20 protein-coding genes are annotated in these 20,479 nt (G+C 59.0%); 11 read left to right on the plus strand and 9 right to left on the minus strand.

Features of this window, described 5'->3' with window-relative positions:
• Positions 1 to 184: 184 nt before the first annotated feature.
• The 7 genes from OHL20_RS12295 (at position 185) to OHL20_RS12325 (ending at position 8,014) form a co-directional block, all read left to right on the plus strand.
• Positions 185 to 2,254 carry a peptidylprolyl isomerase gene (locus tag OHL20_RS12295; protein WP_263383468.1) on the plus strand — a complete coding sequence of 690 codons (2,070 nt, stop codon included), beginning with the start codon at positions 185 to 187 and terminating at the stop codon, positions 2,252 to 2,254.
• Between the two features lie 91 nt (positions 2,255 to 2,345).
• Positions 2,346 to 3,326: a 3'-5' exoribonuclease YhaM family protein gene (locus OHL20_RS12300; protein ID WP_263383469.1), complete on the plus strand. Its 981-nt coding sequence runs from the start codon at positions 2,346 to 2,348 to the stop codon at positions 3,324 to 3,326.
• An 8-nt stretch (positions 3,327 to 3,334) separates the two neighbouring features.
• On the plus strand, positions 3,335 to 3,973 hold the full coding sequence (locus OHL20_RS12305; protein ID WP_263383470.1) for an FMN-binding negative transcriptional regulator: 639 nt from the start codon (positions 3,335 to 3,337) through the stop codon (positions 3,971 to 3,973).
• A gap of 80 nt (positions 3,974 to 4,053) precedes the next feature.
• Positions 4,054 to 5,226: a chorismate synthase gene (gene aroC / locus OHL20_RS12310; RefSeq protein ID WP_263383471.1), complete on the plus strand. Its 1,173-nt coding sequence runs from the start codon at positions 4,054 to 4,056 to the stop codon at positions 5,224 to 5,226.
• On the plus strand, positions 5,227 to 5,760 hold the full coding sequence (def, locus tag OHL20_RS12315; RefSeq protein WP_263383472.1) for a peptide deformylase: 534 nt from the start codon (positions 5,227 to 5,229) through the stop codon (positions 5,758 to 5,760).
• Positions 5,761 to 5,762: 2 nt separating this feature from the next.
• On the plus strand, positions 5,763 to 6,698 hold the full coding sequence (gene fmt, locus OHL20_RS12320; protein ID WP_263383473.1) for a methionyl-tRNA formyltransferase: 936 nt from the start codon (positions 5,763 to 5,765) through the stop codon (positions 6,696 to 6,698).
• A complete protein-coding gene (locus OHL20_RS12325; protein ID WP_263383474.1) occupies positions 6,695 to 8,014 on the plus strand; it encodes a transcription antitermination factor NusB in 1,320 nt (439 codons plus the stop codon). The genes fmt and OHL20_RS12325 overlap by 4 nt, the downstream gene beginning before the upstream one ends.
• A 36-nt stretch (positions 8,015 to 8,050) precedes the next feature.
• Here the strand turns inward: OHL20_RS12325 and OHL20_RS12330 are convergent, their stop codons facing one another.
• The 4 genes from OHL20_RS12330 to aroB are packed head-to-tail and all read right to left on the minus strand — an operon-like array spanning position 8,051 to position 12,187.
• Positions 8,051 to 8,833: a PASTA domain-containing protein gene (locus OHL20_RS12330; RefSeq protein ID WP_263383475.1), complete on the minus strand. Its 783-nt coding sequence runs from the start codon at positions 8,831 to 8,833 to the stop codon at positions 8,051 to 8,053.
• Positions 8,830 to 10,275: a cation-efflux pump gene (locus OHL20_RS12335; protein WP_263383476.1), complete on the minus strand. Its 1,446-nt coding sequence runs from the start codon at positions 10,273 to 10,275 to the stop codon at positions 8,830 to 8,832. The genes OHL20_RS12330 and OHL20_RS12335 overlap by 4 nt, the downstream gene beginning before the upstream one ends.
• Before the next feature lie 44 nt (positions 10,276 to 10,319).
• Positions 10,320 to 11,090 (minus strand): ubiquinone/menaquinone biosynthesis methyltransferase, encoded by a 771-nt coding sequence (locus OHL20_RS12340; RefSeq protein ID WP_263383477.1) that lies wholly within the window; start codon positions 11,088 to 11,090, stop codon positions 10,320 to 10,322.
• On the minus strand, positions 11,087 to 12,187 hold the full coding sequence (gene aroB, locus OHL20_RS12345) for a 3-dehydroquinate synthase (protein ID WP_263383478.1): 1,101 nt from the start codon (positions 12,185 to 12,187) through the stop codon (positions 11,087 to 11,089). The genes OHL20_RS12340 and aroB overlap by 4 nt, the downstream gene beginning before the upstream one ends.
• Before the next feature lie 56 nt (positions 12,188 to 12,243).
• Between aroB and nadB the strand changes: the two genes are divergently transcribed.
• On the plus strand, positions 12,244 to 13,818 hold the full coding sequence (gene nadB / locus OHL20_RS12350) for an L-aspartate oxidase (RefSeq protein ID WP_263383479.1): 1,575 nt from the start codon (positions 12,244 to 12,246) through the stop codon (positions 13,816 to 13,818).
• On the opposite strand, the gene OHL20_RS12355 is transcribed toward nadB, so the two are convergent.
• Both OHL20_RS12355 and OHL20_RS12360 read right to left on the minus strand, forming a co-directional pair.
• On the minus strand, positions 13,819 to 14,355 hold the full coding sequence (locus OHL20_RS12355; protein ID WP_263383480.1) for a PepSY domain-containing protein: 537 nt from the start codon (positions 14,353 to 14,355) through the stop codon (positions 13,819 to 13,821).
• A gap of 36 nt (positions 14,356 to 14,391) precedes the next feature.
• Positions 14,392 to 15,318 (minus strand): TerC/Alx family metal homeostasis membrane protein, encoded by a 927-nt coding sequence (locus OHL20_RS12360; RefSeq protein WP_263383481.1) that lies wholly within the window; start codon positions 15,316 to 15,318, stop codon positions 14,392 to 14,394.
• A gap of 139 nt (positions 15,319 to 15,457) precedes the next feature.
• On the opposite strand from OHL20_RS12360, the gene OHL20_RS12365 reads away from it, so the two are divergent.
• On the plus strand, positions 15,458 to 15,874 hold the full coding sequence (locus OHL20_RS12365) for a hypothetical protein (protein ID WP_263383482.1): 417 nt from the start codon (positions 15,458 to 15,460) through the stop codon (positions 15,872 to 15,874).
• A 277-nt stretch (positions 15,875 to 16,151) separates the two neighbouring features.
• Here the strand turns inward: OHL20_RS12365 and OHL20_RS12370 are convergent, their stop codons facing one another.
• Genes OHL20_RS12370 through OHL20_RS12380 form a run of 3 tightly spaced genes read right to left on the minus strand, consistent with a single transcriptional unit; the run spans position 16,152 to position 18,476 of the window.
• Positions 16,152 to 17,135 carry a M28 family peptidase gene (locus OHL20_RS12370; protein ID WP_263383483.1) on the minus strand — a complete coding sequence of 328 codons (984 nt, stop codon included), beginning with the start codon at positions 17,133 to 17,135 and terminating at the stop codon, positions 16,152 to 16,154.
• A complete protein-coding gene (gene tatC / locus OHL20_RS12375; RefSeq protein ID WP_263383484.1) occupies positions 17,132 to 17,923 on the minus strand; it encodes a twin-arginine translocase subunit TatC in 792 nt (263 codons plus the stop codon). The genes OHL20_RS12370 and tatC overlap by 4 nt, the downstream gene beginning before the upstream one ends.
• Positions 17,916 to 18,476 (minus strand): Sec-independent protein translocase subunit TatA/TatB, encoded by a 561-nt coding sequence (locus OHL20_RS12380; protein ID WP_263383485.1) that lies wholly within the window; start codon positions 18,474 to 18,476, stop codon positions 17,916 to 17,918. Before OHL20_RS12380 ends, tatC begins: the two co-directional genes overlap by 8 nt.
• Positions 18,477 to 18,818: 342 nt before the next feature.
• Between OHL20_RS12380 and nadA the strand changes: the two genes are divergently transcribed.
• Positions 18,819 to 19,979, plus strand: a complete 1,161-nt coding sequence (gene nadA / locus OHL20_RS12385; RefSeq protein ID WP_263383486.1) for a quinolinate synthase NadA — start codon at positions 18,819 to 18,821, stop codon at positions 19,977 to 19,979.
• Positions 19,976 to 20,425, plus strand: a complete 450-nt coding sequence (locus OHL20_RS12390; RefSeq protein WP_263383487.1) for a DUF2203 domain-containing protein — start codon at positions 19,976 to 19,978, stop codon at positions 20,423 to 20,425. The genes nadA and OHL20_RS12390 overlap by 4 nt, the downstream gene beginning before the upstream one ends.
• Positions 20,426 to 20,479: the final 54 nt, after the last annotated feature.

Genomic DNA, 20,479 nt, shown 5'->3' on the forward strand with positions numbered 1-20,479 from the left:
CGACGACCGGGTTGGTGACGCAAGGTTCGAATGCGGTCTGACTCGTCGCGATTCGCCTGTTACAGGGTGTGGCAGTTAGAATGACGTATCGGACTATCGGTAGGATTTGCAACGAGTCCAAAGGACACGCATTAGCCGGTGGCTGGCAGTTCCACCGTGGATGTTGATAGAGATACGAGCGACGATGACCCTAAGAATTTCGCAGTACGCGGTAGTGTGCGGGCTCAGCCTGCTGGCACTGCCGGGAGTAGTGACCGCACAGACTCCGCGGTACCAGAGCCCCATCACCGCACCATCTGCTCCGGCTAAGGCTAATCTGCCGACGGCGACCGCGATTACGCCTAATGGTGAGGTCGTTGAGAACGTGGCCGTTCGTGTCAACGATCAGATCATCAGCCGCAGCGATGTGGAGCGAAGCGAACAGCAACTCGCCCAGGAGTTGCAGCAGAGCAACGCCAGCCCGGCTGAAACGGCCGAGCGCGAGAAGAACATGCTGCGCGACATGATCGACCAGCAACTGCTGCTCTCGCGCGGTAAAGAGCTTGGTATCAACGCCGATACGGAGGTCATCCGCCGGCTCGACGAGATTCGTAAGCAGAACAAGCTCGACACCATGGAAGACCTCGAGAAGGCGGCGCGGTCCCAGGGCGTCTCTTTTGAAGATTTCAAGGCAAATATCCGCAACAGCGTCATCACCCAGCAGGTCGTCCGCGATGAGGTTGGCCGCCGCTTGCAGTCCTCTCCTTCAGCGGAGCAGGCCTACTACGAGGCGCACAAGCAGGAGATGGTACAGCCCGAGCAGGTTCGGCTGAGCGAGATCCTGATCCCCACCGCAGCCGACGCGAACGAGGCAGCGGTAGCACAGGCTCAAACCAAGGCGAACGGTGTCGAAGACAAGCTCAAGGGCGGCGCGAAGTTCGATGATGTGGCGAAGTCGACCTCGGGTGGTCCGACTGCCTCGCAGGGTGGCGATCTTGGGCAGTTCAAACGCGGTGCGCTTGCGAAGGTGCTGGAAGACCAGACGTTCAGCCTGAAGGCTGGCGAGTTTACGGCGCCGATCCGCACGCGCCAGGGATTTGTCATTCTCAAGGTGACCGAGCACGTTGAATCGGGCGTTCCCTCGCTTAAGGATGTTGAACCGCAGATCCAGGAAGCGATGTACATGGAGCAGATGCAGCCGGCGCTTCGTGCCTATCTGACGAAGCTCCGTGAGGATGCATTTATCGATCCAGCTCCGGGCTATGTGGATTCGGGTGCAAGTTCAAAGCAGACGAAGCCGGTATTTACGGCCTACACGGCTCCTGTGCTCAAGAAGAAGAGGGTCGTTCAGAAGCAACGCTTTGATCGCGGTGGCCGGTTCTCGACAGCCACGAAGGATCAGCCGGCATTTACTGCGGGTCCTCCAGCAGCAACAGGTGCAGCGGCAGCCACAACTGGTGCGACAGCCGCAGCTACAGGCGCGACAGCCGCAACTTTAGGGTCAACCGCTACAGGAGCAGCGACAGGCGCAAACCCAGCAGTAGCTACGCCGACAGCCACTCCGGTTACGACGACCGGTGGCCAGATGGCGAAGATCACTCGCCGCAAGAAGGTCAAGCGCGAGAAGGTTCGCTACGGCCAGGCTCCGCGAAACTCGCTGCCTGGAAACGATCAGGCCGGTATGGCTGCGGATAATGGTCTTGGTGCGGATCATGAAGGACCGATCAAGACGGCGGAAGTTGCGCCAGGAACTGCGATTGCTCCGGTGATTCCAACGGAGAGCACCTCCGATGTCAATCCGCTTACACCCACCGCGCCCGTCTTGAAGAAGACGCGCTATGCCGACCGCGCGCAGGCTGTAAAGGTCGAGAAAGTCGCGAAGAAGACTGCGAAGACGAAGGAGAAGGCGATTCAGACTGCTGCCCCGCTCACTGCTGATGAGAAGGCTGCAGCACAGACCCAGGCTGCACCGCTCGGTCTGAGCGGTGACACGGCCAAAAAGGTGAAGAAGGTGAAGGTGAAGGGTGCTCCGAAGGAGCGCCTGCAGGATCAGGCTCCGAAGCCGCCGCCGCCGCCTCCGATCGAGACGCCTTCGAAGGGTTCTGATCGTGGGACAGTGTATGAAGGTACCGCCGGACCGGCGAAGCCAGCAGCCCCAAGCTCGGACCAGACAACACTGCCGGCTGTCAGCGCACCCTCCTCCGCGACTCCCCCACAGGGAACGACGCAGCCTGCCACTCCGGGTGTGCCGATCGGCGGACCTCCCCAACAGTAAGGCTGTAAACGATGGATGACGCGAGAGCCTCGACTCTCGCGTCATCTTTTTGCAGGGACGCTTTTGGAGCACAGGGTATGCTGAGGGGCACATGAAAGACTTCTTTGTTGCGGATGCGGTGAAGTTCGAAAACGAGATGGTGACCGGCTACTTCGCACTGTCTTCACTCTCGGTTCGCGACCGTAAACAAGGCGGACGATACCTTGCCCTCACTCTCAGTGACAAGACGGGATCCTTCGATGCGCGCATGTGGGAGGAATTCGCCGACGTGGTCTCTACTTGCTCCGAGGGCTGCTACGTCAAGGTTCAGGGGCAGATCAGCAAATATCAAGGCAAGTTCCAGATCACGCTGCAGAAGCTCCGCAGTGCAGCCGAGTCCGAGGTTGATCCCGCTGATTTCCTTCCGGCGACTCGGTACGATGTGGAGGCGATGTGGTCGGAGCTGCGGGGCTACGTCTCTGCATTTGCGAATGGCGACCTGCAGCGCCTTGTCTTCGCATTTCTCGACGATGAGATAATCGGTCCCGCATTTCAGGCTGCACCGGCTGCGAAGGTCCTTCATCATGCCTGGCTCGGTGGGCTGCTCGAGCATGTCGTGACGCTTGTACGCGTTTGTCTTGCGACTGCTCCGTTCTACCCTGAGGTTGATCCGGACCTGCTGGTGACGGGGGCAATTCTGCACGATATCGGCAAGGTGCGGGAGCTGCATTGGAAGAGTTCGTTCGGGTATACGCTGGAGGGCCAGATGATCGGCCACATCAGTATTGCCCAAGGCATGCTGCGCGAGAAGCTTGAGGCTCTTGCCCCATTTCCAGACAAACTGCGGGTGCTGGTCGAGCATATGATCCTCAGTCATCACGGTAAGTACGAGTTCGGATCTCCAAAGCTTCCCATGACGCCCGAGGCGATCCTGCTGAGCGCACTGGATGATCTTGAGGCAAAGATGCAGACCGTTCGCAGTGAGTTCGGCAAGGCGGCGCTCAACGGCAAGGGCGCGGACCAGATGACGGACTGGGTGCGCAGTATGGAGCGTCCGCTGTTGAATTCGCAGGCTTTCCTCAAGGAAGATTAGGAGGGCGCATGTACATTCCGCGGGCAAATGAAGAGCGCCGGGTTCCGGTGATGCACGCCCTGATGGTGGCGCATCCGCTTGCTGCTCTGGTGACGATGGGGGAGTCCGGCCTTATCGCATCGCATATCCCGATGGTGATTGAGAGTGATGGGTCGGAGCTGGGTGTGCTGAAGGGCCATGTATCGCGAGCGAACACGCAGTGGAAGGACTTTATACCTTCCGTCGATGCGCTTGCGATCTTTGCCGGTCCGCACCATTACATCTCGGCGTCATGGTATCCGGGCAAGCACGAGGACGGCGAGGAGGTGCCCACCTGGAACTACGCGGTTGTCCATGCCTCCGGCACACTGCAGTTGCGTGAAGAGCCGGAGTGGCTGATGGCACATCTTGAGAGTCTTACGGAGGAGCATGAGGCTAAATCGGCGGTGCCGTGGAAGGTCAGCGACGCTCCGGAAGCCTTCATCGCGACGCTTCTAAAGGGAATTATTGGATTTGAACTACCGATTCGCAAGCTGGAAGGCAAGTGGAAGGTCAGTCAGAATCGCAGTGAGCGGGATCGCAATGCTGTGGTTGGTGGCTTAGATAGTCTCAACACTCCGGAGAGCCTTGCTATGTCGAGGCTGGTGGAGCAGGCGAAAGTGATCTGAAACAAGCCAGCCTGCGGGATGGAATTGTTACAATCGTAGTCTGACCTTATAGAAGATTGAAGTAGAGAAAGTATTCAGGAATGTTGCGTTTTTCGACAGCGGGAGAGAGTCACGGCGAGAGCCTGATCGCGATGGTAAGCGGTATGCCTGCCGGTGTGCCGGTCGTGCAGGAGTTCATCGACCACGAACTCTGGCGACGGCAGCAGGGTTATGGTCGCGGTGGTCGGATGCGCATTGAGCGTGATGCAGCGCATATCCTGAGCGGGGTGCGCCATGGCAAGACTATCGGCTCGCCTATCGCGATGTCGCTTGCGAATAACGACTGGAAGAACTGGACCGAGATTCTGCCTGTAGAGGCTGGTGATCCGGAGAAGCACAAGGCGGTGGCCTCCCCGCGCCCCGGCCATGCAGACCTGGCAGGCAGCCTCAAGTACGACTTTCGCGACGCGCGTTACGTTCTTGAACGCGCCTCCGCCCGCGAGAGTGCGGCCCGCGTAGCCTCGGGGGCAATTGCGAAGTTGTTGCTGCGTGCCCTTGGTGTTGAGGTTGCGAGTCATGTTGTTCGAGTAGGCAAGGCCGAGCTGGATCGTCCTGCAACCTGGGTGGAGATCGCTGCTCTGCAGGCCAAGGAAAGCGTACTGCTGAACTGTGTTGACGAGGCCAGCGAAGCGCGCATGAAGGCTGAAGTCGATGCAGTTCTCAGAACCGGCGATACCATAGGAGGCGTCTTTGAGGTTGTTGTCCATGGCTTGCCGCCGGGCGTTGGTACCCATGCTAACTGGGATGAGCGCCTCGACGGACTGCTAGCCCAGGCGGTGATGAGTCTCCAGGCGGTCAAAGCGGTCGAACTTGGTCGCGGGGTTACAGCGGCGGAGTCTCTGGGCTCGACGGTTCATGATGCTATTGGCTACGAGCGGACGGACGGTCATACAAAGTTCTCTCGTGAGCAAAATAATGCCGGTGGGATCGAAGGCGGCATCTCAAACGGCGAGGACCTTATCGTGCGTGGATATCTGAAACCAATCTCAACTTTGCGCCGTCCCCTCGGCTCGGTCAGCTTTGCGACGCGGGAGCCGGTGAAGGCGGCGTATGAACGAAGCGACGTCTGCGTTGTTCCAGCAGCTGGTGTGGCGGCTGAGGCGATGGTTGCGCTAACCGTGGCGCGCCTTGTGGTGGAGAAGTTCGGCGGCGATTCGCTGCGCGAGATGCAGCGCAATTACGATGGCTACTGCGAACAGATTCGAGCGTATTGAGTGACTACCAAGAAGAAATCCTCAAAGATCCACGAAGTCATCAAGTACCCGAACCCGGTTCTGGCGAAGCGCGGCGAGCCTGTCACTGTCTTTGACGCGGAGCTGAAGCAGCTTGTCGACGAGATGTTCGACAGCATGTACGCCGCGCAGGGCATCGGCTTGGCCGCCCCACAGATCAGCATCTCGAAGCGCATTGCGATCGTCGACGTCAGCTTCCAGAAGAATCCCAAGGACAAGATCGTCCTCATCAATCCCGAGATCGTGAACCGAGAGGGGCGACAGGTAGAGGAAGAAGGGTGCCTAAGCTTGCCGGAGATTCGCGAGAAGGTTGCTCGCGCCGAGCGTGTCACCGTGAAGGCTCAGGATGCGACCGGCAAGTGGATTGAGGTTGAGGGAGACGAGTTGCTCGCCCGCGCTCTCCAGCATGAGATCGACCATCTTGACGGTATCCTTTTCATCGACCACCTCAGCCGCCTCAAGCGCGACCTCGTTCTTCGCAAGATCAAGAAGCTGCAGAAGAATGGTGAGTGGTAACGGTGAAGCTTGTCTTTTGCGGAACGCCTGAGTTCGCCGTTCCCACCTTGAAAGCTGTCGTAGCCGCCGGTCATGAGGTAGCACTCGTCACTACCCAGCCTGACCGCGCCGCAGGGCGTGGCATGACGATGCATGCCCCGGCGGTGAAGACTGCAGCCCTCGAACTTGGACTGCCGATGGTGCAGCCGGAGAAGATCAAGAACAATCTCGAACTCCGCGCCCAACTTGAGGGCATCGCGCCCGACGCGATTCTCATCGTTGCTTACGGTCGCATCGTGCCGCAGTGGATGCTCGATCTTCCCCCGCTCGGCAACGTCAATCTGCATGGTTCTTTGCTCCCAAAGTACCGCGGCGCTGCACCGATTCAATGGGCGGTCGCCGAGGGCGAGACGGTCACCGGGGTCACTACGATGCGTATCGATGCCGGTCTCGATACGGGCGACCTGCTCCTCGCGAAGGCTGTTCCACTCGCACCGGAAGAGACCTCAATTGATCTCTACGAATCGCTTGCTGCTATCGGAGCTGAACTGATGGTTGAGACGCTCGCGGGCCTGGCCGACGGTTCCATCGTTCCGCGTGGACAGGACCACGCGTGTGCCACACTGGCGCCAGTCCTCCGGCGTGAAGACGGGGCAATCGACTTCGGCCGGGAGGCTCGGCGGATCTATGATCGTTGGCGTGGTTTTCAGCCCTGGCCCGGTGCGTACACGACGCTGCGCGGCAAGAAGTTTCTCGTACAGCGCATGCGCCTCACCGAGGAGCGGGCGTCGGAAGAACCCGGCACATTAGTGATCCGGGATGCGCAACTCCTCGTTGCCTGCGGAGGCGGTTCCGTGCTCGCGCTTGATGAGGTTCAGCTCGAAGGCAAACGCCGCATGGATGCAAGTGAGTTCCTGCGCGGCTACCAGATTAAGACTGGCGAACGGCTAGGTTTATGAAAATTCCAGCAGCAAAAAGCATCAGGGCGACGGACATTCCAAAAGGTTCGGGTACGCCAAAGGTCTCGCCTGCTCGTAAGGCAGCTTTTGAGATTCTCATGCTCGTCGGCGAAAAAAAGGGCCACAGCGACGAACTGCTTCACTCCGCCCGGACCGAGGCGCTTTCCCCTGAAGATCGCAATCTTGCGACTGCTCTCGTGATGGGTGTTCTACGCTGGCAGATTGCGCTCGATGCGCGGGTTCACCGGCACCTTCAGCGGCCTGACCAGCGGCTCGCTGAACCTGTCGCTCTGGCACTGCGCATGGGTGCATTTCAGCTTCTGCACATGGATCGAATCCCGCCGCACGCTGCGCTGAGTGAGAGCGTCGAGATCTGCAAGCTGGCCAACGAACCGCACGCGGCTGGCATGGTCAACGCGATTCTTCGAAAGATTGCCGCTGCGCAGAAGGCTGGCGTACGGCTCTATGAGTCCGTACCGGCATTTGCGGAGCGCCTTGGTCACCCGATCTGGCTGGTGGAGCGGTGGGCTGCACAGTACGGTCGCGATGCCGCACTCGCTATCTGCGAGGCCGATCAGCGGGAACCGGGCGATGGGGCGATGTTCGTCGAGACTGGCGGCGATCTTCCTCATATGGATGACGGCTCCCGGCTCGTCGCAGAGTTGGCGGCTGCAGCTATGCCCGTCCGCGACAACCCAACGATATGGGACTGCTGTGCCGCACCTGGCGGCAAGACGCTCATGCTCGCTCTACGCTCCGGCGGTGCGGACATTACCGCGACCGACGTAAGTGCCAAGCGCCTCACCCACACCGAGGCTCGTCTCCGCCGCTATGCCTATGCGGAGAAGATCAAGTTCGCCATAGCTGACGCAACGCTCCCCGCAGAGGCTGATGCGGGGACCTATGATCTTATCCTCTGCGACGTGCCTTGCAGCGGCACCGGCACACTCTCGCGCAACCCGGAGATTCGTCATATTCTGCGCGCCGAAGAACTGACTCGTCAGGCCACTCGGCAGGCTGCCATCCTTCAGGGAGCCTTTCAGCGGCTTGCGCCGGGCGGCCGCCTCGTCTACTCCACCTGCTCACTCGAAACGGAAGAGAATGAGCGCGTTGTCGAGACACTTACAAGAGCACGACGCGTTCCAATTGAAGAGTTCATTACGAAGCTAGCAGGGCAGGGAATCGTCACCCAGGAGGTGGCTGAGGACCTCCAAAAGACAGCAGTCCGCGACGGTGCTCTTAGAACCATCCCCGGAGTCCACGATTGCGACGGTTTCTATGCTGTTGTCCTCGAACGAGCAGCGATGACGAACTAGAGATTGCCAGGCTGCCGCAATTTCCAAGCGCTACTTCTAGCTGCCACCAAAGGTCAGCTTCACGCCCTCGCCGCGCACTACCCTATGTCCTGCGGCCGGGCTTTGTGACGTAACGGGACCTCCCGGATCCCCTACAACCATGGCATCCCCACTTGGCGTCGTTCCAGGCGTGGCGGCATCCGGCGAAGGCGCAACGATCATGTAGAGTCCAAGCGCAGCCAGGCGGGTTGAAGCAGTCTCCCGCGTCAACCCGGTGACCGCAGGCATCACGAAGGCGGTTGAGTGTCCATCATCCTTCTGGCTTAATAACAGGCTTACTCGCGGGCTGTCGATTCCACCAGCGTTCGGTGGCGGCGTCTGCGCAAGTACCGTACCGGGATCGCCAGGAGCGGGAAGATGCGCGACGGTCCCCAAGTCGAGCGAGAGCTTGCGGATCGCCATCGCTGCGGGTCGTTCCGTCATTCCGCTCACATCGGGAACCTCCACCTGTTGCGGGCCGAGGCTCTCAATCGCGCGAATCTCCCACTCGTGGCGAACGATGACACCGGGCGACGGTGTCTGCGAGATGATGTGGCCGGCCGGTACAGTCGTTGAATAAAAGCGGCTCGTCAGTACCAGGTTCAGGCCGCGGTTTCCGACCGTCTTCTGCGCGTCGCTGGCCGTCTGTCCTACGAGGTTAGGAACCTCGACCTGCCCACCGTGGATTGCGAGCCGCATCGTCGTAAAGGCGAAGACAAGTGCGATCGCAATCATCGCCGCCGCTCCAAAGATGATGTTGAAGAAGCGATTGACCTTCGTGATGGGGATGCGCACACTCATCGGCGATTATCCGTTGCTGGTTCCGGGTGGATCAGCAGCCGTGCGACTTCGGGTGCCTCCAGCCGGAAAGCTCCCTCAAGGGCGGTAATGACGTCGTGAACCTTCGCCATGGGCAGGTCGTCCGGCAGCGTGCAGTGGCAGTTTACCTGGATGCGGTCGCTTGTCTTCGTCACGAGGACTTCGTGAATGTCGAGGATCTCAGGAAATGTTCTTGCTACACGCCGCAGCCGCATCTCAAGCTGGCGGTCGCGGTCGAGCGAGGAAGGCTGTTCGATCGTCGCAGGCTCGCTCTCGATATGGGTGAGGATAGTCGTGATCCGGGGAACCTCTCGGCGGATCTCCGCTTCGAGTTGGGTCACCATAGCGTGCGCGCTTCGCAGTGGAAGAGTCTCATCTACCTCGAGGTGCTGCTCCACATGCAGTGCTCCATCGAACTGCTGCACACTGACGTCGTGGATGGCCAGGTTCGACTGAGCCGCAACTGCGCGGATACGATCATGGACGCTCTCCGCGATCGTTGCTGTTGGAACGGAGTGCACAACTACATCTGCTCCGGGCAGTTGTCTCTGGACCGACTCCGTAGCCGCTTTCGTGATCTGCTCCGAGCGTTGGAACGTCACATTGCGCGGCATTCCCAGTGTCAGGTCGGCGAAGTAGTTCGCGCCTGACCTCCTCGTGCGCACCCGGTCGACTGAGATCACGCCGTCGATCGCTTTAAGGTCGCGAATCAGGTCGCGACGCATCTGCGCCCGCGTCTCTGCAGGGGTCGCGTCGAGTAGTGTATCGATTGTTCGCCGGGCCAACTGCCAGCTTACCCGTAGGATGATCGCCGAGACGATGATCGCCGCGACAGGGTCCGCAAGCTCCAACTGCGGCAGATGCCAGTGCTGTCCTGCAAAGGTCGCGCAGAGACCAATCAAGACGGCGAAGGACGACCACATGTCCGTCCCGAAGTGGATTGCATCTGCCTCTAGAGCCTCGCTGCTGTGGGCGAGCGCGACCTTGTGCAAGTTGCGCGACCGGGTATAGTCGACAGCGATCGAAAGGAAGAGCACGAGAAACGGCCAGATCGACGGCTTCAGTACGAGATGATCGCGCGAGACGATACGCTTTATGGCCTCGGCGAGAATCCAGACGCATGATCCCAACATCAGCACCGTTTCGGCGAAGGCGGAGAGGCTTTCGATTTTGCCGTGGCCGTAGTTGTGGTCCTCATCGGCGGGCCGGTCGGAGACGTTGACCGAGAAGAGCGTGATCGCGGCGGCGATGAGGTCGATGCCCGAGTGGGCCGCCTCGGATAGCATCCCGAGTGAGCCGGTCAGGATTCCTGTCAGCAGCTTCAGCAATGTAATGACCAGTGCCGCTCCGACTGACGCGAGCGCAGCGGACCGCTTAGCGGTGTGCATCTGCTCGGCTGGCTCGTTCGTCACCACAGCACTCATAGGCAAATCCTACAGGCTGGAGCTTGTGGCTGGGTCAGGATATGTTATTTCGCCACAGGTTTTGTCGCACGGTAGAGGCCGGCGACGCCGAAGGTATAACTGGTCCAGGATGCCTCGATGAAGCCCGCGTCACCGATCAATTGGAGCATTCGAGGAGCCCGTGGAAACCGCTCTACCGAGTCTGGAAGATATTGATAAGCGCCGTTATCGCCTGAGATCATCCTGCCAAGCTTCGGTAGAACTTTCTTGAAATACAACGAATACAGTGCTCCGATGATGCCGTCTGGTTGATTGCAGTCGAGTATGCCGATCTGACCGCCTGGCTTGAGCACACGAAAGAGCTCCGCGAGACCCTCCCCGTAATTAGCCAGGTTGCGGAAGCCAAATGCCGAGGTGACAAGGTCGAGTGTGCCCGACGCGATTGGCAGGTGCAGCGCATCCGCTTCGATCGGGATGATGTTGTGCGGCGCAAATTTTACTGCGCCGCGCATCAGCATATTATGCGAAAAGTCGACTGCCAGGAGGGGTGCCTCGCCCACTCCCGCAGGTCGATGCTTCAGAAGCGCCATGGCCATGTCGCCGGTCCCGCAGCACAGGTCGAGTACAACGCTTTGCGGTTTTGCCAGTACCGCGCGAAAGTTGCGCGCCGCACGCCACCACCACCATCGATCGATCCCGGCAGACAGCACATGGTTGAGGAGGTCGTAACGCGGCGCGATCGTGTCGAACATCTGCTGCACAGACATTGCTGCGGCAGCTTCATCTTTCGCGCCGACAGGCCGTGCTCCGGTCGCGATCTCGTGCTCAGGCTTCACGTGCGGGTACTCTTGACACGCGTCAGCATGGCCTCGGCGGCGGTCAGCAACTCAGCGTCGGTAACGTCGTAGACCACGTCGGTCAGGCCGATCCCCGTCGCGAGCACGAACGCTCGACGACCACTACGTTTCTTCTTATCGCTGCCTGTCAAAGCCACCAGCGTCTCCGCCCTCGCGGTAAAACGCGGCAATGGACCGTAGAGCAGAATCAAAGCGACGATGCGATTGAATTGGGCCTGTGTAATCGTTCCGCGGGCAAGCGAAAGCTCGGCGGCCGCGATGCTCCCCCAGCCTACTGCCTGGCCATGCAACAGTTGCCTGTACTTCGTTGCGGACTCGATCGCGTGGCCCAGCGTGTGACCGAAGTTCAGGATCATCCGAAGCCCATTCTCAAGCTCGTCCTGCCCAACTACATCGGCCTTCACCCGTACGGAAGCTGTTACTACGCGTGTCAGCGCAGTTGCGTCGCCGGCCAGAATTGCATCCGCGTTTTGCTCCATATATCGAAATAATCTGGCGTCGCGGATTACCGCAGATTTTACGGACTCCTGCAGGCCTGAGCGTAACTCTGTGGCTGGCAAAGTTGCCAACAGGTCAGTGTCGGCCAGCACCGCGAGGGGGTGATGGAAGCTGCCGATGAGATTCTTTCCGGCTGCGAGGTTCACGCCGGTTTTGCCGCCAATCGACGAATCCACCTGCGCCAGAAGTGTCGTCGGAATCTGTACGAATGGAATGCCGCGCATATAGATTGCCGCGAGGAAGCCTGTGATGTCGCCAATCACGCCACCACCGAGCGCCAGCAGCAGGCTGTCCCGGTCCGCACCTGCAATCGCCAATTGCTCAGCTAGAAGCTCTACCGACACCAGGCGCTTCTTGGCTTCGCCACTCGGTAGAAAAAGCACCGTGGGCGGCTCGGAAAAGGATGCCAGCACCTGCTTTGACCAAAGGCCCCAGATCTCTGGTGATGTGACGATGAAGGGGCGGAATGGCTTCCCGCCCGTCAGCTTCCTGAGGCGCGAAGAAAGTGTGCGAAGGAGGCCTGCGCCGATGACGATGTCGTAGCTTGCGGACGGTGTTGTAAGGCGGATCGAAGGCACAGTAAGTTCATGGTACCGCAGCCACTTTTGTCGCGCTTGAGGCGTAGCATCGAAGTATGAAACGCGTAGACTTTCTCGTGATCGGCGGTGGCATCGCCGGTCTGAGCGCAGCGATTCGATTGGCTGCTGCAGGTTCAGTACTTTTGGTCTCGAAGGATGCGCTGGCAGAGTCGAACACCGCCTACGCGCAGGGTGGGATCGCCGTAGCGATGGGTGGGGATGAGGATGTAGCCCTTCATCTTGAAGACACGCTCGCCGCCGGCGACGGCCTTGTCAATCGGAGTGCTGCCGCGATCCTTGTAGAGCAGGGGCCGCAACGCGTCCAGGAGCTTCTCGCCTGGGGAACCGCCTTTGACCGTGAAGCGGGCAAACTGATGCTTACTCGCGAAGGGGCGCACAGCCTGCCCCGTATCCTGCATGCGAACGGAGATGCGACTGGCCGCGAGATCGCTCTCTCGCTTTTACGCCACGTTCGCGAAATTCCTACCATCGAGCTGCTTGAGTGGACCACCGGGGTTGAGCTGCTCACCATAGGTGACCGTGTCACGGGAGCCACTCTCCTTGACGGTGACGAAACTCTTCAGACCGTTCTTGCAGGCTCGACGCTGCTCGCCAGTGGAGGGGCAGGCCAGGTCTACAGCGACACGACGAACCCAGCCGTGGCGACTGGGGATGGCATTGCCATGGCCTATCGCGCCGGTGCCGAGGTGAGTGACATGGAGTTCTATCAATTCCATCCCACCGCTTTTGCGATGGACGGAGCGCCGCGCTTCCTCATGTCTGAAGCGCTACGAGGCGAAGGTGCCTTCCTTCTGAATGCAAAGGGCGAGCGCTTTATGCAGCATTATCATCCGCTGCTTGAACTGGCACCACGCGATGTTGTCGCGCGTGCCATCACTCGCGAAGGGCTCGACGGCACGGTCTATCTCGACATGCGTCACAGTACGAAGGACCTGAAGGCGCGCTTCCCCGGGATTTCCGCCTTTCTTTCTCGATATGACCTTGAGCTCGGCCGCGACCTGATCCCTGTACGTCCTGCAGCGCACTACCTTATGGGCGGCGTCCGCACGGATGTTCACGGTCGCACTTCACTTGCAGGTCTGTACGCTGCCGGGGAAGTCGCCTGTACCGGCGTCCATGGGGCCAATCGTCTCGCCAGCAACTCCCTGCTTGAGGGGCTGGTCTTTGGTGCGCTCGCTGCGGATGCCATGATCCACGAAAGAAGGGGTAGCCAGCAGAGATCGGCCCTGGAGCCGGAGAGCAGCCCCGAGGGGAAGATCGACGTTGGCGATGCTTATATTGCCGCCTGGATTACCGAACTGCGCAATCTGATGTGGCTCGATGCGGGGCTACTGCGTGACGCGGCCGGTCTACGCCGCGCCGGGGAGGGACTCGCGGCGTTAGCCCTGCGCATGCCTGAGGCCCTGACCCGCCCGGCGATCGAGGCGAGAAACCTGCACACGGTTGCCACGGTGATTGTGGTCTCAGCGCTTGCTCGCGAAGAGAGTCGTGGCGCCCACTATCGCAATGACTTCCCGCAACGAGACCTGATCGCGTATCACTCGGTTATGCAGCGCGGTCACCTTCGATCGATCGCGTTGGACAGCGATCTGACCCTGACCGCGATTTAGCTAAAAGAACGTTAGCAGCACTGGAATCAAAATCCCGGCCACCAGTACACCGGTGATCAGAAGTGTGTTTCGAATGTACTTGTAAGCCATGTAGAGGCCCGTGAGAGTAGACATCAGAAGCCCTACCGATACGAGCGCAAAGAAGATCTTCATCGGCCAGAGGTTCTTCGCCTTCGCCAGAGCGGAAGGAGGAGCATCCGCTGGCTTTACTGCCGGGGTGATGGCAGACGTCATTCCATCTCTGGGTTTGCCACCATCCGAGGATTTGCCCGCGCCATCCTGAACTTTACCGGCGTCTGGAGCGGCGGGGGGCTGGGGCCTCCGCACTGGCACAACCAGCGTCTGCTTCTTGTGCAACTGGCCGAGCTTTACCAGAATGGCGGGCGGTTTGTAGCTGCTACCGCGAGTTGTCTCATGAAGGCTGAATGTCTGCACAAAGCCAGTGAATGCGAAGAAGATGAGAGCGGGTGTGATGAAAACACCTAGGTAGAGATGGGTCGTTCGGGCAGCTTTTAAGAGACTTACACGGGAGGACATACCTCTGTTTTACGTGAAGAATGCAATTCGGACAACTTAGGTCCGAGATTCTTTCGCATGCCTGCTCTGGAGCGCTAGTGAGATCGTAATGGTTAGTCCCAGGAGCACTACGATTACGACAAGCGATGTCAGCGGCCCTACCTCGATCCATGATGCAGCCAGCATCTTGATCGCTGCGAAAGCCAGCACCGCCGCCAGCCCAAAGTGCAGGTATTGCAGTTTCTTCAGCAGGTGGGCCAGCAGGAAATACAGCGACCTGAGGCCCATGACGGCCATGATATTTGAGGTGTAGGCGATGAATGGATGCCTCGTGATCGAGAGGACCGCGGGGATGGAATCGAGCGCGAAGACCACGTCCGTGAACTCGATTGCCACCAGCGACAGGAAGAGCATCGTCATCATGCGCCGCCCATTCTCCTGGACGAAGAAGCTATCCTGTCGCAGACTGACGGGATGCAGCCTGGAGACCCACCCGATCCATGATGGCGTCGCTTCTTTCTCTTCTTCCTTCTCGGGAATAAGCAGGCGGACGGCTGCGAAGAGCAGGATGGCTGCGAAGATATAGCTGATCCAGTGGAACTTTGTGAGCAGTCCGATTCCGGCTGCGATGAATGCTCCGCGCATCACGATGGCGCCTGTGACGCCCCAGAACAGGACCTTCGGCTGATGATCCGCATCGATCTGGAAGAGCTTGAAGAGGAGCAGGAAGACGAAGAGGTTGTCGATCGAAAGCGCCTCTTCGATGGCATACCCTGCGAGGTATTGGATCGCTGACTCTGACCCTAAGCTCTTCAAGATGAAGAGTGAGAAGCCTAGTGCTGCAGCGACCCACATGACCGTCTCTACGACGGACTTGGTATGCCGACTGTGGCTTGAACGACGAGCGTACGCAAACTCAACCGCCAGCAGCAGGATGAGGCTTACATGGAACCCGATCCAGTGCGTGAGGGAGGTTGTGGACATCTGTGTTCGATGCTATCGCGGATGCAATCCGCCTTCGGCAAACAGACCTGAAGATAAATGTGCGTTGAGGCCGTAACGCTGCAGACTTTGCCCTCACTACTTCCTGTCTCGTCAACGAGAACTGAAAAGGAGAAATGAAATGAGCACCAAAGTCGCACAAGAATTCATGGCACCCTCGCACCTCGCACCTGAGGATTTCAAGGCGGCATCCGTCTCGGCAGCCGCTTTGATCGGCACCTGGAAGAACGTCAACAGCGCCACTCGTGACCTCGTAAAGATCGTCATCTCGGCGTCTGGAACTGGCATCCACGTTGATGCTTTTGGAGCCTGCTCGCCTACGCCCTGCAACTGGGGAACGGTCACTGGCCTGGCTTACGCGTCGAATGTGAGCGCAACGCCGGCAGTCGCGTTCAGCGCGCAGTACACGTTCAGCTTTTCGCACGTCATTTTGATCGGCCACCTGGTTGGCAAGGAGCTAGTCGTTGAGAGCTTCACGCAGTTTACCGACGGCAGTGGACGCTCGAACCTTTACACCGCTGACACGATGGTCAAGTAGCTGATTGCAGTCTTGGTTTATTGTTCTGCCTTGGTTCTCACCTGGGTCTGATCCTGCAACGGAGGGACATCTGCTTCGTCTCTCCTGCGGGATAGCAGACTGAGATCAATCGATTTTTCACTTTGCCGTCAAGTCCTAAAGCCTACATAACATTGCACTTACCTATGAAGTCGAATGCAAAGTATTCATTGCAGAGGAGTTAGAGGCAAAGTGTTCATTTGAGGGGCTTTAGTCCACTTATCTGCCGGACGAATTGAGCACTAAGCGGGTAAAGCGACTACTTCTGATCGACTAACCGGATCATTTCCATGAACAGGTCTCCTGAAACCTGGAGTGACCGCGCACTTACTTTGTCCAAGGTGTCGTCTGCCGTGTGGTGGTAACCCTCGGGCGCGGCGGTGGTGTGGGGGCCATAGTCGATGTCGATGATGTCCAGTACCGGTACTCCACGCTGCTTGAACGGCAGGTGATCGTCCTGGACTGTCGTCTCGTATTTGAAGATCGATGCGGTGTGCCCGGTGTTCTTCGCTGCGACCGCGAGCATGTCCAGAAGCCATGGTGTCGAGTTCGAATCCTTGTCGATGTTCAGATCCTTGTCGCCGCACATGTCGGCTAGTAAGAAGGCCTTGATCTTCGGCAGTGTGCCATCGTTTGCCCACTTTGCAGCGAGGTGGCGGGTGCCGTAGAGCGAATCAGAGTTGGACCAGCTTTCAACTGCCTCTTCACCATCATCAAAGACCAGCCATACGGAGTAGCCTTCGGGCGGATGGGTGCGGAGGATTCTGCCGATCTCGATGAGAAGGGCTGTGGTTGCCGCACCGTCGTTCGCGCCGTAGAAATTGATATCGCGCAGCGGGTAATTTGTCTCATAGTGGGTTGCAAGGACAATGATGCCGTCCTTCTTGCCGGGATATTTGACGATATAGTTCCGCAGGGACTGCTGGCCCGCTGGAGTTCTTGCGGAGAAGCTGTCGGTTTCGAAGTTTCCCTTGGCGTTCTCAGCGGCGAAGTGCTGCTTGAGGAACTCTTCAGCCTTGACGTGTCCGGGTGATCCGTTGAAGCGTTTTGGCGCTGCGGCCAGAAATTGCTCGGTGAGACTATAGGCTGCCTGTCCGCTGAAGTGGGGTTGCTGGGCTGGCAGGTGTAGAGGCAGGACGAGTACAAGTAGAAGCAAAAGCGTAATGCGGGGGTCTCTCCACTTCGCTGCGCTTCGGTCGAGGTGACGAGTTTCGTGAGAACTGGCGATGTGGCTCAGAATCATGCGGCGGTAGTCTCCTTTGCCTTGCGTCGCGCCGGGTGGACGAGGAAGGCGACGCCAACGCCGAGCATGTAGAGCACCAGCATTGGGCTCGCGAAGAGACACATGCCGATGGGATCAGGCGTCGGGCAGATCACCGCTGCGATGAGGAAGATGGCGAGAATGGCGTAGCGGATGTGCTTCAACAGGAACTTCGCATCGACGATGCCGAATAAGGCGAGGAAGAAGATGACTACCGGGAGTTCGAACGTAACGCCGAGACCGAGGATGACCGCGAGGAAGAAGCTGGTGTAGTCCTCGATGGTGATCATGTGGGTGAAGTTCTTGCCGAAGTCCTGGATGAGGATGACCATCGCACCAGGGAGCACATATCTGTAGCCGAACCATGCTCCTGCAAGGAAGAGGCCGACGGTTGCGCTCATGAATGGCCAGACGTATCGCTTTTCGTTGGCGTACATGCCGGGCGAGATGAACAGCCATACCTGGTAGAGAATGAACGGGCTTGCGAGGATTGCACCACATACGACCGAGGTCTTGAGGAAGAGGTTCAGAGCATCCGTTGGGTGCGTCATCGTCATGGTGAGACCGATGTTGACGAGCGGCTTCTGAATGAAGCTGACCAGACGCACGTGGAAGATGTACGCAACGATGAAGCCGACGGCGAGGTAGGCCACGGAGTGCAGGAGACGCTTTCGCAGTTCGCCGAGGTGGTCCATCAGGCTCATGCCGGGGAGTTCTACGCGATCGGTTACTGCTGCTCGTGCGCGGTCCATGATATCGAGATCAGCCATGCAGGGATGCCTCGTGCGAGTTCTGTTCGGCGAGAGGCTGTGCGGCCGTTTCAGGGTCCTGCGTGTGTGGAATTGAGTCGAGGACCGAGGACAGCGGCGATCGGCTCGTGGGTAGGCCTGTAGCCGGTGGCATCATCTCGAGTTCGCCTGCGGAGGCGATTGGAAGCGGCTCGGTGTGTCGGTCGGGCTTTGCAGCTTCGGCCGCGGCGTCTGTTGTGTGTTCAGAAACGGTTTCGACCGGCGCTGCAATAGAGTTTTCGGGGGCCACGTAGTTCTCTGCGGGCTGGTGTGGGTGGTCGATTACGATACTTTCATCCTGCAGCAGAGGCGGGGTGACGGGTGCAGCGGCTTCCATGGCGGCGATCTTCTTCTGCCGCTCCTCCTGCTCGGAGATGCGGAGTTCGTCCTCCATCTGCATGCGGAACTCGTTGGACGCGCGACGGAACTCGCCCATCAGCTTGCCCAACTGGCGGGCGAGTTCGGGCAGCTTCTTCGGACCGAAGAGCAGCAGGGCGAGGAGTGCAATGAGGGCGGTGTCGCCGAAGCTCGGCATAAGTGTTTCCTATGATACGGCTTGCGAGTACGGCAAACAAATACCTTGCGCTGCTTGCGGTCTCGAAGGCCGCGTTCGTACTGGTGTAAAGTTGAAGAGAGACGAGGGCAGTAATTCTGCATCCTTCAGATGCCGAATACGTCTAACGGTGTACGAGCGAAGTGATCCGCTCTGCACTACGAATTCGGGCTGCAACATCCCCGTGGATTGGGTACCGGCTGCACACACTGGCCGGCACAGCGAATCCTCTGCAGCCATTAGAAATGCTTTCAACATCCCCGTCGCGAGGGCAAACCGGCACAACCTGCCTGGAAGCTCGTCGAGACTGAAGGCGGAGTACGAGTGATTGGATTATTGGAAGAGGCCCCGGCAACGGTCGCGGCTCCTGATGCACCAGCGGTAGCGTTCAGTGATGCGGAGTCCTGCTCACTGGATCATTACCTGTCACAACCTGACCACACCATGGACGCGCGCATTGCGGCTGCGCGGGCGACACTCGGCACCGACGTTGTCCTGCTGGGCCACCATTATCAACGCGACGAGGTCATCCGCTTCGCCGATGTGACCGGCGACAGCTACAAGCTTTCCAAGATCGCGTCTGAGACTTCGGCCAAGTACATGCTGTTTTGCGGCGTGCATTTTATGGCGGAGACTGCGGATATTCTTTGCCAGCCGTGGCAGCAGGTGATTCTGCCAGACCTTAATGCTGGTTGTTCTATGGCTGATATGGCCGAGATCGGGCAGGTGGAAGACTGCTGGGACACGCTTGAGCGCGCTGGCCTGACTGCCGACCTTATACCGCTTACCTATATGAACTCGGCGGCAGCGATCAAGGCGTTCTGTGGGGAGCGCGGCGGGCTGGTCTGCACTTCGTCGAATGCTCGTGGAGCTTTTGAATGGGCGTTCGCTCGTGCCGGCAAGATTCTCTTTCTGCCGGACCAGCATCTCGGCCGCAATACCGCGTTTGCCATGGGTATCCCGCTGAGCGAGATGGTGGTGTTTGATCCATACCAGATCAACGGTGGGCTCTCGCCGGATCGCCTCAAAGCGGCGAAGGTGATTCTTTGGAAGGGCCATTGCTCGGTTCATCAGCGCTTTCTGCCAGAGCATGTTGACCGCGTTCGCCGCGAAGAGCCGGGAATGCAGGTTATTGTGCATCCAGAGTGCCGCTGGGAGGTGACCCAGAAGGCCGACGCAGTGGGTTCGACGGAGCGCATCATCCAGGTGATTGAGCATGCGCCGGAAGGAAGCAGCTTTGCCGTTGGTACCGAGATTCATCTCGTTAACCGGCTTGCGGCGCGTTTTGCTCCTCTTGGCAAACGCGTGATTACGCTGGACGATGCCGGATGCCTCTGCACCACGATGTACCGCATTTCTCCGCAGCATCTTGCGTGGTCGCTTGAGAATCTTGTCGCTGGCCGGGTTGTGAACCGCATCAAGGTTGATGATGACGTCAAACACTGGGCGAAAACCGCGCTGGACCGCATGCTGGAAGTAAAATGAGTGTAAGCGTGAACAAGACCTTTACTCTCAGCGAAGCCCAGACCTTACTCCCGGTACTCGAATCTCTCTTCCGGCGCGCTCGGGATTCAGCCCAGCGCGCTCACAATTTCGAGGCCGAGATGCAGGACCTGTCACAGCGGATCTATCTGGCGGGCGGTATGCACGTCGACGTGGTTGCCGCTGCGCGCCGCCGGGCTGAACGCGATAAAGCCGCCCAACTTGCGAAGGACACCCTGGTCGAGATCGATGAGATCGGCGTGACTGTTCAGGACTTTGAAGAGGGTCTGCTCGATTTTCCCTGCCAGATCGATGGGTCTACGGTCCTGCTCTGCTGGAGGGTGGGTGAGGTTGCTATAACCCACTGGCATACCGCTGACGAGGGATCGGAAGAGCGCAGACCGCTTGATGCGCGCTTTCATCGGACTGACCGGGAACGTCCTAACTGACGACCGTTGAACCCCTGGATTGAAAAAGCCCAGACCTCATCGCGAGGCCTGGGC

It is taken from the genome of Granulicella arctica (genome assembly GCF_025685605.1).
GTDB lineage: Bacteria > Acidobacteriota > Terriglobia > Terriglobales > Acidobacteriaceae > Edaphobacter > Edaphobacter arcticus.